General features: G+C 42.9%; 15 protein-coding genes. 7 read left to right on the top strand and 8 right to left on the bottom strand.

Translation table 11 applies throughout. The features are described 5' to 3' along the window. Nucleotides 1–742: 742 nt before the first annotated feature. The 5 genes from BL107_RS08720 to BL107_RS08700 all read right to left on the bottom strand — a co-directional run bounded on the left by BL107_RS08720 (nt 743) and on the right by BL107_RS08700 (nt 3,762). Nucleotides 743–1,036, bottom strand: a complete 294-nt coding sequence (locus BL107_RS08720; protein WP_037988925.1) for a 2Fe-2S iron-sulfur cluster-binding protein — start codon at nt 1,034–1,036, stop codon at nt 743–745. Nucleotides 1,037–1,852: 816 nt separating this feature from the next. Then, entirely contained in the window at nt 1,853–2,005 is a 153-nt protein-coding gene (locus BL107_RS12665; protein ID WP_009789959.1) for a hypothetical protein, read from the bottom strand. Between the two features lie 4 nt (nt 2,006–2,009). After that, on the bottom strand, nt 2,010–2,147 hold the full coding sequence (locus tag BL107_RS13120; protein WP_009789958.1) for a high light inducible protein: 138 nt from the start codon (nt 2,145–2,147) through the stop codon (nt 2,010–2,012). Between the two features lie 579 nt (nt 2,148–2,726). Beyond that, a complete protein-coding gene (locus BL107_RS08705; RefSeq protein ID WP_009789957.1) occupies nt 2,727–3,089 on the bottom strand; it encodes a hypothetical protein in 363 nt (120 codons plus the stop codon). 361 nt (nt 3,090–3,450) lie between these two features. After that, complete coding sequence (locus BL107_RS08700; RefSeq protein ID WP_009789956.1) at nt 3,451–3,762, bottom strand: hypothetical protein; 312 nt, start codon at nt 3,760–3,762, stop codon at nt 3,451–3,453. Nucleotides 3,763–4,220: 458 nt separating this feature from the next. Here BL107_RS08700 and BL107_RS12305 point away from each other — a divergent pair, with 458 nt between their 5' ends. Beyond that, nucleotides 4,221–4,808: a phycobilisome rod-core linker polypeptide gene (locus BL107_RS12305; RefSeq protein ID WP_009789955.1), complete on the top strand. Its 588-nt coding sequence runs from the start codon at nt 4,221–4,223 to the stop codon at nt 4,806–4,808. A gap of 690 nt (nt 4,809–5,498) precedes the next feature. Here BL107_RS12305 and BL107_RS08695 read toward each other — a convergent pair. After that, nucleotides 5,499–5,726 carry a hypothetical protein gene (locus tag BL107_RS08695; protein WP_156779432.1) on the bottom strand — a complete coding sequence of 76 codons (228 nt, stop codon included), beginning with the start codon at nt 5,724–5,726 and terminating at the stop codon, nt 5,499–5,501. Nucleotides 5,727–5,965: 239 nt separating this feature from the next. On the opposite strand from BL107_RS08695, the gene BL107_RS12300 reads away from it, so the two are divergent. Then, nucleotides 5,966–6,100 (top strand): photosystem II protein Y, encoded by a 135-nt coding sequence (locus BL107_RS12300; protein WP_009789954.1) that lies wholly within the window; start codon nt 5,966–5,968, stop codon nt 6,098–6,100. 368 nt (nt 6,101–6,468) lie between these two features. Here BL107_RS12300 and BL107_RS08690 read toward each other — a convergent pair whose 3' ends face one another. Continuing rightward, nucleotides 6,469–7,503, bottom strand: a complete 1,035-nt coding sequence (locus BL107_RS08690; RefSeq protein ID WP_037988387.1) for a chlorophyll a/b binding light-harvesting protein — start codon at nt 7,501–7,503, stop codon at nt 6,469–6,471. 1,084 nt (nt 7,504–8,587) lie between these two features. On the opposite strand from BL107_RS08690, the gene BL107_RS08685 reads away from it, so the two are divergent. Both BL107_RS08685 and BL107_RS08680 read left to right on the top strand, forming a co-directional pair. Further along, nucleotides 8,588–9,244, top strand: coding sequence for a uridine kinase (locus tag BL107_RS08685; protein WP_369791570.1), 657 nt, complete (start codon nt 8,588–8,590; stop codon nt 9,242–9,244). Between the two features lie 23 nt (nt 9,245–9,267). Then, complete coding sequence (locus BL107_RS08680) at nt 9,268–9,552, top strand: 2Fe-2S iron-sulfur cluster-binding protein (RefSeq protein ID WP_037988384.1); 285 nt, start codon at nt 9,268–9,270, stop codon at nt 9,550–9,552. Here BL107_RS08680 and nth read toward each other — a convergent pair whose 3' ends face one another. Beyond that, a complete protein-coding gene (gene nth / locus BL107_RS08675) occupies nt 9,553–10,206 on the bottom strand; it encodes an endonuclease III (RefSeq protein WP_009789950.1) in 654 nt (217 codons plus the stop codon). It lies immediately after the preceding gene. A gap of 164 nt (nt 10,207–10,370) precedes the next feature. Between nth and BL107_RS08670 the strand changes: the two genes are divergently transcribed. The 3 genes from BL107_RS08670 (at nt 10,371) to BL107_RS08660 (ending at nt 13,261) form a co-directional block, all read left to right on the top strand. Then, nucleotides 10,371–11,303, top strand: coding sequence for a metal ABC transporter substrate-binding protein (locus tag BL107_RS08670; RefSeq protein ID WP_009789949.1), 933 nt, complete (start codon nt 10,371–10,373; stop codon nt 11,301–11,303). After that, nucleotides 11,303–12,070, top strand: coding sequence for a metal ABC transporter ATP-binding protein (locus tag BL107_RS08665; RefSeq protein WP_009789948.1), 768 nt, complete (start codon nt 11,303–11,305; stop codon nt 12,068–12,070). Before BL107_RS08670 ends, BL107_RS08665 begins: the two co-directional genes overlap by 1 nt. A 939-nt stretch (nt 12,071–13,009) precedes the next feature. After that, nucleotides 13,010–13,261, top strand: a complete 252-nt coding sequence (locus tag BL107_RS08660) for a hypothetical protein (protein ID WP_009789947.1) — start codon at nt 13,010–13,012, stop codon at nt 13,259–13,261. Nucleotides 13,262–13,297 lie beyond the last annotated feature (36 nt).

Below are 13,297 nucleotides of genomic sequence, written 5' to 3'. Positions count from 1 at the left end.
GCTATCAAACGAACTGGTTCCGAGTTTGAAACCTTCCTGCTTTAGGGCCCGTATTGTTATCAGTACTTTTTTATATTCTACCAAGCTATTTTGGCTTCTTATGTATAACAATTGCCAAGCCTAGTGTACAGTAGCTCTTGTTGCTTTGGATAGCATTTAAGTGAGAAATCAAAAAAGGCTGTGATTTTAATAATTCCCTTCTGAATGCTATGTATTTGAACTGATAAGACGATGGTTCCATGAATGATGCAGAGTTCAATGGTTTCGAGATGGATGCAATCTCTGCTTGATCATTCTTTTCCTGTTGTTACGCAGATTGGTAGCGAATGAGTCTGTTGCTTTTTCTGGAACTGAATATAAACAAGGAATGGAAACACCAACCTGGCTTTTTACAGTCGAGCTTGTCTATTCGGTTGTTGCTGTCATGGGCTTTGTCCAACTCGCTGGTGTGTTAACTCGTCGCTCGAGGCGTGCCAGGTTTCGTCGACGCAAGTCCTAATTGTTAACGCTAAGTCGTTTGAATCCGTTTCTTTAGCGACTTTACCGAAAAATCCAATCCTTAATAAGCAGCGTTTGGTTTCAACTCTTCACCAAATACTATTCTGATGAGGGAAGCATCCAGAATGCAGCAACAGTAGTAAAGTTAGAAGTGGCGTTTAAAACTTTTAGATCTCTTGATTCCTTTACAGGTCCATTTGCCTAAGAATGGGTGAATATCCTAAATCACTTTATTGATTCATACTTACCACAATTCTTCTTCGCACTCTGTTTTTATCGTAAGATTTGAGGTTGCGTATGCTACGCAGAGTAATGAATAGCCCTCCTCGATTTGATCATCATCTAAAAAGCTTTGATCAGATTGATCGACTGTACCTTCTAATATTTTTCCAACACATGAGCTGCAAGCCCCTGCTCTGCATGAATATGCCATATCGAATCCCGCTTGCTCTGCTGCATCAAGAATGTATTCATCATCCTGACATTCAAATGTTTGCAATCCCTTTGGGGTATGCATTGTGATCTTGAAAGCAGACATCATTAACTACAACCCACATAATTATTGTTGTGCAAGAAGGATCGATAGATGTTTATGTTGCTCTTCGTGCGATAATTTTATACCACCCAGGGTTGTGTTGGCGATTGTCAGCACCCAGTTTATGTGTATCGTTTGATGTATTATTCTGGTCTTTATTAGCGCCTGCTTGTTGGAATTAATCAGCCATTCGGACTGATCAAGATAATGTGTTAACAGTTTGGAATTAACAATGACAATTTCAAATCCCATTTCGCATCACTTGGGTCCGATAAAGGGCTGGAGGTATAAAAGATTACACATAGCAGTCGCCTTGAGAAAGCAAGGCTGGTCGTACACGAAAATAGCAGATTATTTATTTATGACGCCCAAAACAATTATGCGAGATATAAAATGTCTCGCGATTAAGGCACATTGTAGTAAAAAATATAAGTTTCACTCGAAGATTCAAGCATGATGATAATTGTATCAATCACTGTTTAACTACGAAGATTTATTCCTAAGCAATTGGGGCCCGGGTCGAGCAATTCATATCCAAATTCACTAGATAATCACTTCGCGTAAAGAGAGGATGTAAAACATTTGTTGTGCGATTAACAATATTTGTCCAAGTCATCAAACTCCAGACTAGCTAATGGGAACGCAGTCTCAATTGCTGAATATAGTGACATCTTCAAAAAAAACGACACAGTTGGTTGTGTCGCATAATCTGAGAGGTTTCAGATTGATTAATTTGTTGAGCTTAGTTCTAGTCTAAACTCAAATTGAGTTATTTCGCAGAGTGCCCTTTGAGTATCAGCCAGTGGTTCTCAGAGGAAACTAGAAGTAGTTGTTCATGGCTTGAATCGATACCCAAAGATAGTGGCCAACCGTGTTGGCTCCCACCCCAAGCCCTGCGATGAATGATCCAAAGAAAAAGAGTCGGTAATAGCCAGCACTGTTCTCTGGAACCCAAACGTCGGGATCCTGCATGTATTTAGCCAAGTCCAATCTGATGCAGGATGCTCTGGCCAGTCAGCAGCTCCGTACCGAGGCCAATGATGAAACCCATCATTGCCAGACGGCCATTCCACTGTTCGGCAAAAGAGGAAAAACCGAATTTCGCGTCGTCCATGCTTTAGAAGTGCATTTTCAATAATGTAACGGATTATGTCACCAGCCTGTGATCTGCTGTGATATTCGATACTCCTAGTTGAAGAACATAACACTCACAGCATATGCCTCAGATTGCTTAAAAATCATTGATCAGCTGGCATGAGTCGTTTGATGCCTTTCTTTAACTCGCTTATCCAGAGCTACGAATACAAGACAATTATCTGCAACCTGTGTGTAATCTATATCCGCGAGCTGTATGCACATATGTCACGCTTGTTGCGAGCGTTTAATACTCTTACTAAGTCTGTGATCGACCATTCTGAATTGGTCGTTCTTAGACGGGATCGACAGGTCGCGAACACATCTACCCCTTCTGGTGAATGCAGGGGTGGATGGGCCTGCAATTCTGTAGACGGCCTTCACGACAAATTCGACAACGTATTAATGCGAACCAAGAATCCTGATGCGTAACATGATTTGAGTTCTAAGGAATTATAATTAAAAATTTAATTTATTTTTAGTGTCTTATTCAATGATTCTTTCTGATGACACGATTATGTATGCGTCAATCTCATGTTAATTGTTGTTATGTTATGGTTCAATAAACACCAATGCTAGAGAAGAAACCCTTGCTGCAAATAATTAGAACAAAGATCGCGGTAAATGAAATCAAACTTGCATTGACTAATCTAAAGACAATCGGACTTCTTTTTTTCTTCTCTTGATCTCCTAAGCTTTCGTCTAGGTTTCCCCAATATCCGTAGACAACTAGTTTTTGTGGCTTAAGATTCTTGTCAACTGAAATTGAATTATATCCATTATTATCAATCTCATATTGTTGAAAATCAATTTTTTCTGTTTCTCTTAGAAAAGTATCCATAATCCATGAAGCATGCATTCTAATTCCAATCAGAACCCAGGCTGCCAAAGAAGAACCAATAACAACGTTCAGAAAATTCATGAAATAAATATTTTATAAATTCTACATTTCATCAACTCGTAAAATGATTCTATGCTGCTTATTTACTTATCAAATGAGACAATTAAACCCCCAATATCTACATAGCGTCAGATCACAAGATACACATGAGTCGTTCGAATATAATAGCAACACAATTATTTGCGTCTTTATCTATCATTCAAATCGATAGAGCTTGCATTTAATATTCCGGTGATTTAGCTTAGAAGATATTTATATATCTTATCCGCATCAAAATGATTATCGACCCTGAATATGATCTGAAGGCTATTTGTGGTTAATCCTAAGGCTTGGAATCTGGTACAGCTGAAGTTATTTCTTTATCATCAATCTTTGGCCTCACTTAATCTTTTATATCTATTGACTTCCTAGAGTTAACAGTTTTGTCATTAGGGCTTTTCTTAATAGTTGCTGATTCTCTCTCTGTCGCGCTCTTATTTGTATCTGTATCCTTTTTAGAAACATCAGCTTTTTCGGATTCAGACGTCTCTTTTGAAGGACCAGCTTTCTTAGTTTGTACAGGTTTTTTGGGCTTATACTTGGTAGTATCTAAGTTTTTTTCACCAAAAGCTTTATAGCTTAGAAATATAAGAGCCGCCGTAACTGGAATTGACGTGATACCACCTGTAGCGATTTCGAAGCCGGAAAGTGCCATTGCAATTTGTACGGTCAGGATAATTTACCATCCCGTATCGTTGTCAATGATTGAAACTTATCGATCTGCGGACGGTATAAAATCTTCAAGCTGCAAGTCAAATATAGTATGTAGTAATTATGATGACTGTTTATGATAACAAGTTATTTATAGACACTTCAAGTATGGACTTAAACCCCTTTAAGTATGTTGCAAGGAGAGTAAGTAACAAATAATCCACTTTAATGACAAATTTTGTCCGCTGTTTGCGGCTAGATGCGTAATCATAGTTTATAGGTTAATAAGTAATCGGTATGGGAAATCTTTCGTCGAGCAATAGATTGGATTTTAACTATAAGACTCAAAATTCTCGAGTAGAAACGATCTATTCTTTCAACAACGATTCTCGAAAAGACACATCTTTGAATTCCTCTATAGAATTAATAGAAAAATGTTATCGGCAAATATTTTTTCACTCAATGAACTCTGACCGAGATTTATTTCTTGAGTCACAGTTTAAAAGTGGCAGTATTGAAACAAGAGATTTCATTAGAGGCTTACTGCTATCTGATCGTTTCTATCGGGGTTATGTTGCTTGCAATAATAATAATCGACTTGTTGAACAGGTGATTGGAAGAGTTTTAGGGCGGCCTATTTATAGCATTCGTGAAAGGCTTTCTTGGTCAATTTTGATCGCAGATCGTGGATTTAATTATTTCGTTGATACCATTTTAGATAGTGATGAGTATATGCAAAGGTTTGGTTACGATGATGTGCCGCGACAAGTTAATAGGACTCTTCCAGGTAAAGCAATCGGAGAGATTCCTATCTATCAGCGATTGCCCAGGTATGGTGAAAGTTGGAGAGATCGTCTCATTCAAGATAACATTATGATGTCTATCGAGGCATTTAATGTTGCAAACAGACCGCGCACATCTGTTGACAATTTAATTTACAACGAACCTAAAGGGAGGTCATTGATAATCTGGAGAGTATCACTATCCATTGGCATTATTTCAAGCGTCGTAATTATTCTATCTATTTTTGATGCTATGTTTAATTCTTAGTAAGATTCGCCAAGAAATCATCATCAGCAAATTGATAATCACGCTGCACTATTTTATAGGCTATTCGTGCGTCAATTGTATAAGTGTTCAGCATCGAATAAACATAATTCTACCGACAAATACACCTGAAAAATTTGGATTCAATTGTTTATCATTAATGCGCTATAACGAGCGCTTGTCGAAATCCGATAAAGACAGAAATAAAATATAGTAATTTATTCAATTGTAAATATTATTATTAGCGATGAAAATCGTCTCTCTTTAGTGGGGTTTTCCTGTCATTGTTCCGTATGTAGAAGAATATTGTAGCTGCAACAACGGCTAGTGGTATCGCCGTGAGCAACATAAGTAAAATAGCGGTATAGTCTTGGTACATGTCTTTGCTTATTTATTAAATTTTAGTCCTGCCATTTTTGCATTCGTAACTAATGACTCATTCGGGCATCTGAAAAGATTCACAATTCTAATTTTATTGTCTTAACATAAATAGTTTTGGCAATTTGCTAGTTTTCATTGTCATTGGAAGATATTTGAAAAATGCATACATTTATCTTATTGCTTAATACCTAGTCAAGGCATTGATTCTTTGGTTTGATTTCTGCTCAACGGTTATGTATTACGGATTGTTCTTAGGCATTTTATTCTCCTTGACTATTGAGTGTGAAATTGAATCGCAGTCGACGATAGCACTCATAGACTTGCTCTTGCTCTAGCAGCACGGCGCCCATCAAGAAAGGCCTCTAGGTCATATTTTGCAAGCCTCCAAGTGTTTAATCGATCTAATGAATTCTGTTCCATCCAATTTGCTTCTCCAGCAATCACACGAGCAAAAAGTGCCCGCTCTGTTTTTGTTTCGAATCGAATCGTTCCACTGTCAAGTGGCTCATTAACAAAGTAATCCCAGTTCGGTTCAACCATCATCTCGAAAAGCTCACTACACCATTGAACAAACTCTAGTGATCCTCGGTTGTTGCATTGCAAATAACTCATTGTTTTATTTTTTACTACACTCTCGAATTATTGTACTGTACTAAATGTTCTCCAAGCTTGAATCATATTCTTCCTCTAAAAGATCTTCGGTATTGCTTTATTTGTAGCTAAAGATATGAGTTCTTGCGTTTAAATTGTGATACTTGTACTTTCTTTTGGTGTCGTTGTTGGACTTTAGAATCCTTCTTGATTTTGCACCTATTTTTTTAGCACTGGGTTGGGCTGGGTTCAACATTGGCCGAGCAGCTCTTGGACAAATTCAGTTAGCTACTCAACAGTACAAGCAAAATTCTTCTAACTGATAACGATACAATGAATTGGAAAGTATTTCTATTTTCGATTGCATACACATCTATGTGTGTTGGGGTGTTGATTCTCGCTCGTCATGAATCAACGATTCAACCTATCGGGCTTCTGGTCGTCGCAATGGTTTTTACACCATTGTTCATTTCAATAGTTGGAGGCCTTCGTCTTGATTGTTTGCCACTGATCAAATCGAAAGAATCAAAACCTGATCAGTTGTGATTGGTGTTTTTTTAATTCTGCTATCCGTACTTTCTGCATCAATAAGTGTTGGTCAATGAATTCTGTTTCTCTACAATAAAAAGCCCCTCTAGGGCTTAGAGGGGCTTTGGCTTTAGGAGAGCGGTAGGTACTTATCGTGTCGTTTTTAGCTTACCTTTGCCGTATCCATCGTTTCTAACGCCTGAGATACACTTTTAAAGTTGAATCCCATACTGCGTAGTGCATGCCAAAAATGGCCTTGAAGGAAGAAGAAGGCAAGATAGAAATGTGTATTAGCTAACCAGGCCCTTGCTGTATGTCCATTGTTTAAGACTGCAGCAGTGTCACTGAAGTATGGAGAGAATGCGAAATTGAGTTTCAGTGCCTCTCCGTAAAACTCAACTGGATAGATCAGAGTGTTCTGTGCACACCAGATACTAGTAACAAATCCCATTAGAGCGATGCCTGCTAATGAATAAGACAGGATGGCTTCTCCGGAATAGATCAAAATCTTCTTGAATGGCCCAAATGGACTTGAAATGATATGCCAGACCCCACCAATAGTGAGGATAAATGCCAGAACGGCGTGTCCTCCCATCACGTCCTCAAGACTATTGATTGAGAGAAAATTTGTCTGGTAACCCCAGACCATTCCTAGATCTATATTGGGCTCAACTTGGCGAACGGCACCTATTGCAGTGTCATAGATGCCATGGTGTTTGGCCCATTCAACGAATGCGATAACACCCAATCCAAGAAAGATCAGATGGTGGCCAAGGATAAAGGTGAGTTTTTTAGCGTCGTCCCATTCAAAGTGGAATTTTTGTGCTCGTCCCTCTGCTTCAGACAAGTCTTTTGGTGCTCTTAGCGTATGCCAAATTCCAGCGGCTCCCAAAACTGCTGAAGACACCAAATGAAAGGCAGCAATAGCAATGTATGGCTCTGTATTTGCAATTGTTCCATTAGCATCGAGGCCTAAGCCTAAAGACGCCATATGGGGCAGCAAAATTAATCCTTGGTCACCCATAGGCAATGCGCTGCTGTAGCGAGCCAATTCAAAGAGAGTGAATGCACCAGCCCAGAACATGATGAGGCCAGCATGTGCCGCATGCGCTGCAATAAATGAGCCAGATCGCTTGGCTACTCCTGAATTTCCTGCCCACCAGTCATAGCTGACTGATGGATTTCCATAGGATTGCATGTAAACAAACCATTGTGCTTTCACAGAGTACGAATTAAGTAACCCCCTGCTTCAGTGTTGTTAACACTACTTTTCCTGACTGAATCATTGGTCATTTGTTTTATGACAATTTATACATAATGCGGCATCGTGTTTTACGTGCTTCGAGATGAATTTCCCAGCTCCATTCTTGCGAGTGCTTTTTGCTACCTCCCTATTTGTCTTTGTTTACAACTCATTTACTGTCTATTCTCATCTATCTTTTTTGGTTGCCGTGCATGATTCCCGCTCGTTTTTCTATGCCATTCGCTTATTCCAGGTCTTTCCTTGATCGACAAACCGCCAGTTTGTTCTGCCTCGCCAATAACACGCGTTCACCTTCTCCTCACCTATTTTTGCATTAATATATTATAAATTTCAATTAGTCGTTGCATCCTGTCTCCCATTCAGCAAATAAAGCCCGAGCTTCTTTGGTCTTTGACACTGAGGATAGATGTGCAATTCGGCAACGCCACCAAATGCCATAGTTATCATATGCAAATTCTAAAAATGTAGGCTCGGCCCACTTTTCCGGAAATGAATGCATTGTGTTACTTGTTCTTAATTTAGAGATTAGCCGTACAGCCACTCTGCTCTGCTGTAATTGTTTACCAATGTTGCGGCATATATTACTTTATTGGCATCCAAATAACTCTTTCGCTTGTTCTTTTTGCCTGAGTTTTGTTTTCTCTTTCCATTTTTTGTCAAAATAAATCTTGTCGTGCCATGGAAATTTATTGGATCATGGTTTCTTCGCTTCGGCTCTTTGTCTAAAGTGGTTCGCGGTAAAACCATTCGTTTGTTAATTTAAGCAGTTTTAAGTTAGCTTGATGTGTTGATTTTTTAATCAACAATAGTTAATTGACTGCAACTTCACCATCCTCAGTGATGTGTTGAAATTTGTATGTTCAGCCTTTGAGATCACCACTTTTGAAGCCTTTGATTTATTCCTTGTTGAGACGCACGCTTCAGTTAAGTTGTTGGCCCACTTGTTGACTTTTTCTGGCCTGGATCTCTGGTGTAGCCCGTTGGTATGAGTAGACCTGATTCAGGGTGGAGGCTTTCGTTGGACCAATCTACGAAGAATACCCTCAACAATTTGAATCATGCCGATGGTTCCCCACCTCTCCTTTGTATTTGTGGTGGGTCGGCATCTGGCAAGACTCATTTTGTGAATGGTCTGGTGCGACAGCTCGAATCAATCGGGCTTACTGCCCTTTCCTTGCATTGCGACAACTACTACCGAAGTCGGTACAAGCCTGATCCGATCACTGGGTTTGACACGATCAATGCGATTGATACAGAGGCTCTTCTGGCCGATCTGCAAGCGGCCAGAGAGGGAACGCTCACTCATTTGCGTCACTACGACATGTCCTCGCGCGTGGTTGTTTACCGGCCCATTGGAGAAAGCTGCCTTACCGCTGGTTATGACCTGATTGTTGTGGAGGGTGCCTACGGGCCTCAAGCGATCCTTCCCAGAGTTTTGATCGCTGTCGTGGTGTATCTCGAAACACCACTTTGGCGTCGTATTTGGCGACGACTTTGCCGTGATGTTCGTGAGCGTGGGCGTTCTCCGATCTCTGTTCTTCACCAAACGTTTTGGCAAATGCTTCCTGGGGAGCGCCGCTTCATCGTTCCACTACGACAGCAGGCCCATGTTGTGGTGCGTGATCCTGTTGAAGGTTGCCGTGCGGTTTTGGCGCGGATCACCAGTCACGGCTAACAACGGGTCAGGTGGTTTTGATTATGGCCTCTTACACGATCAGCATCGAAGGTGGTAGCAGCTTCGAGTGCGAAGACGACGTCTACATTCTCGATGCCGCTGATGCGGCGGGTGTTGACTTGCCATCCTCCTGTCGGGCCGGCGCCTGTTCAACCTGCGCTGGAAAAATTCTCACGGGGTCTGTAGACCAATCCGATCAAAGTTTTTTAGATGACGATCAGATGGGTCAGGGCTATGCCCTGTTGTGCGTGAGTTATCCAACGGCAAATTGCACCATTCAGTCGGATAGCCAAAACGACTTCAACTAATCACGCCTTCTGCGTGATCACTGCTTTTCGACGCTTGGGGAAGAGTTCTTTGCAGAGAGGGCAGATCGTTCCATTACATCCCCGTGCTGAGCAGTACTCCCTGCCGTAAAAAATGATTTGCAGGTGAAGTCGATTCCACTGGCTTTTTGGAAAGAGTCGTTTGAGGTCTTGTTCTGTGGTGGCTACGGATGAACCATTGGTCAAGCCCCAGCGTTGGGCAAGGCGGTGGATGTGGGTATCGACGGGAAAGGCAGGGACGCCAAAGGCCTGGGACATCACAACGCTGGCCGTTTTGTGCCCCACGCCTGGAAGTGCTTCGAGGGCCTTGAAGCTGTTGGGTACAGCCCCGGCATGCTCGCTGATTAACAGTTCAGAGAGCCGGCGAACGTGTTTGGCCTTTGTCTTTGCCAGGCCGAGTTGACGGATGAAGCTCAAAATCTCTGTTTCATCGAGAGATGCCATCGCCTGTGGTGTTGGCCCTGCAGCAAAGAGTGCTGGTGTGACTTCATTCACCTTTTTGTCTGTGCATTGAGCACTCAGGAGAACTGCGATCAGAAGGGTGAACGGATCGGAGTGGTCTAGGGGAATGGGTGTTTCGGGGTAGTGCTGATTAAGTCGCTCCAAAACAAGCTGAGCCCGCTCTGCTTTGCGCAAGACAGTCCTGCATCACAAATGGCAACTTAGGCAGCTTGTGGCGTGAAGTGTTGGCACGATATAAACACTAAATAGTGTCAGTATAGATAAAATATTGTGTTCCTAAGTCTTTGCTCCTGGCTGCGATGCCTCCGTTGCATCCATGTGGCAGACATAGTGGGTCTATGGGGATTCGTCTGATCTCGAGAGCTGCAGCTGTTGTGCTGGGTCTGGGCGTCATCGTTGCGGGTTGTGTTGATCGTTCCCGTGTGTCACGGGACGATTCACGGCCACGGGTTCTCACCACATTCACGGTGCTCGCTGATTTGGCGCGCAATGTGGCTGGCGATCGCCTTCAGGTGCATTCGATCGTGAAAGAGGGAGCGGAAATTCATGGATATCAGCCCACGCCCAGTGATATTGAGCGGTCTGTTGGTGCAGATCTTTTAGTTGAGAATGGGTTGGGCCTCGAGCTTTGGGCCCGTCGTTTTACGGCTGCGGCAGGAGACATCCCCACCGTCACCTTGTCGGAAGGGATGGAGCCACTTCTCATCCGCGCAGACGCTTACGCCGGAAAACCCAATCCCCATGCCTGGATGTCGCCGAAGCGGGCTATGGACTATGTCGATCGTCTTCGGGATGCCTTCACCAATTTGGACCCTGATGGTGCGGAGGACTACGCCAATAATGCTGAGGCCTACAACAAAAAGCTTCAAGCCTTAGATGGTGAATTGCGCGAAGTTCTTGCCACCATCCCACCGCAACATCGGGTGTTGGTGAGCTGTGAAGGTGCTTTCACTTATCTCGCGACGGATTACGGACTCGAGGAAGCTTTCCTTTGGCCTGTGAATGCCGAAAGTGAGATCACTCCAAAACGAATGGCGCGATTGATCAATATCGTGCGTGAGCGTGCAGTCCCTGCGGTGTTCTGCGAAAGCACTGTGAGTGATAAGGCTCAACGAGAAGTCGCTGCCGCAGCTAACTCTCGGTTTGGAGGGACGTTTTTTGTGGATTCGCTTTCGAAGCCTGATGGCCCGGCGCCCACCCTCTTGGAATTGCAGCGTCACAATGTGAAACTGATACTTGATGGTTTAACAGACAGGGGGGGAGACGGTTGATGCGCATCGACGCCGATCAACTCTGTGTTGACTACAACGGCACGGTGGCGCTCTATGACGCCAGTCTCCATTTGCCTGCTGGTTGTATTTGTGGTCTTGTCGGGATGAATGGGGCTGGCAAGTCCACCTTGTTTAAGGCTCTAACAGGCTTCGTCCGACCTTCTCGAGGCTTGATTCGCATCAATGGCCGCAGTGTCAAAGAGGCCCAGCGTGAGCAAGCCGTTGCCTACGTCCCGCAGAGTGAGGGAATCGATTGTCAGTTTCCTGTCTCGGTTTGGGATGTGGTGATGATGGGTCGCTATGGCGCGATGAACTTCCTCAGGATTCCACGCGGTTCCGATCGCGTAGCCGTTCGACATGCCCTGGAACGAGTTGAGTTGTTGGAGCTGCGCAACCGACCGATCGGTACCCTTTCCGGTGGTCAACGCAAGCGTGCGTTTTTGGCTCGTGCTATTGCGCAAAGAGCAGATGTTCTTTTATTGGATGAGCCTTTTAATGGAGTAGATGTAAGAACTGAGAAATTAATGGCCCAGTTATTTATTCAGTTTCGTGAAGAAGGTCGTACGATTTTGATTTCCACCCACGACCTCAGTCATGTGCGTGATTTCTGTGATTCAGTTGTCTTAATTAACAAAACTGTGCTCGCTTATGGTGAGACGTCTGAAGTCTTTACGCCTGAGAATCTTGCTATGACTTTTGGCGGGTTTCCTCCTAATCTATTAACAGGTCGCAGCTCTTCAGGCGATTCTGTTGAGCCAATTAATTAAGGATCTTGGTTTAATCTTTTTTCAATAATGATGCTGGCCAATGATCTTGTTAAGTCGTTGAGATGGTCAATCATATTTTTAATTACTACTAGTGTGAGATATTAAGGCTTAATGACAGTTCTCGAAGCTGAGCAGACTGGTTATCGCGCGGTTCAAATTTGTTTGATTTGATTTGATCTGATCTGAAATGTGATTGCTGTATCTGAGATTTAGGGGTTAAAAAATGCTTTCGGGTTAAATTTTTTAAGTGTGGGCCTAAGACTCGTGATGGGAGTCGGTTTTTTGGTCAATCGAAGTAGTCTTCGGTGCGACAAGCCAGGTAAAGATAGAGGTTGATGAATTGAGAGCAACATTCATGACTCCCTCTCCATCACTCAATCAAGACTAAGAGTGGTTGTCATCGTTGAACAATGATCGCTCATGCTTGATCGCCCGCCTCGTGCTTTCGGTCCGCTTCCATTGCTCGGACGAAGCCGTCTTTGCGTCAGTCAAATGTGTTGTGAAAGAGGCAGTAGGCGTGACCCAACCCACCAATACAAGCAACCACGCCTGATTGGTCTCCCTTTCACCTCAACATCATAGAGACGAAGTGCGATTTCGTCCTTGGCTCGTTGATCTCGATTCTGGGCCAGGCATGATTGGGATAACCCAATTCATCCTTCTAGAAGAATAGTCCTTAAATCTGTGCAAATTATTTTTTAAATCGCCCTGCGATCGCGTCTTTTAAATTATTGATGGTTCAATTATTCTCACGATTGGAGGCTTTATGAGCTACGGTTAAATGACCTATTTAAAGTGAAACATGAATGACATCAATGATGGCAAGGATAGATTTATTCTTATGGGAACCTTATTTATTGTTCTCTTTCTTTTTCTCCTGTAAAATACGCTTGCATCAGCTGAAAGCACTCCAAGCAATGATCGTTTTGTGTTTTGAAGATGTCTGAATTCTTTGAAGCGATTTGGCAGGGTGAAGGCATTGGTGATGGTGGTGACCTCGAGGAAGCACTTCAATCGTTTGTTGCGGTGAAGCCTGACGATGGAGATTGGGTTGCGGCCTGTGCTGCTGACGGTGCCTCGCCCCATGTGGAACGCTTTGCCTCGTTTGATGCCTATCTCGATAACAAGGATGCGTTGGAAACCATTTCTGTTCAGGCTCAAATGATTATTGATGCCTTGTCTGATCTCTAAAACGATTTGTTCTCCGTGAGAATTTCAATCGCTTCT

Source organism: Synechococcus sp. BL107, assembly GCF_000153805.1.
Taxonomy (GTDB): domain Bacteria; phylum Cyanobacteriota; class Cyanobacteriia; order PCC-6307; family Cyanobiaceae; genus Parasynechococcus.
This window is presented reverse-complemented; position numbering and strand designations above follow the sequence as displayed.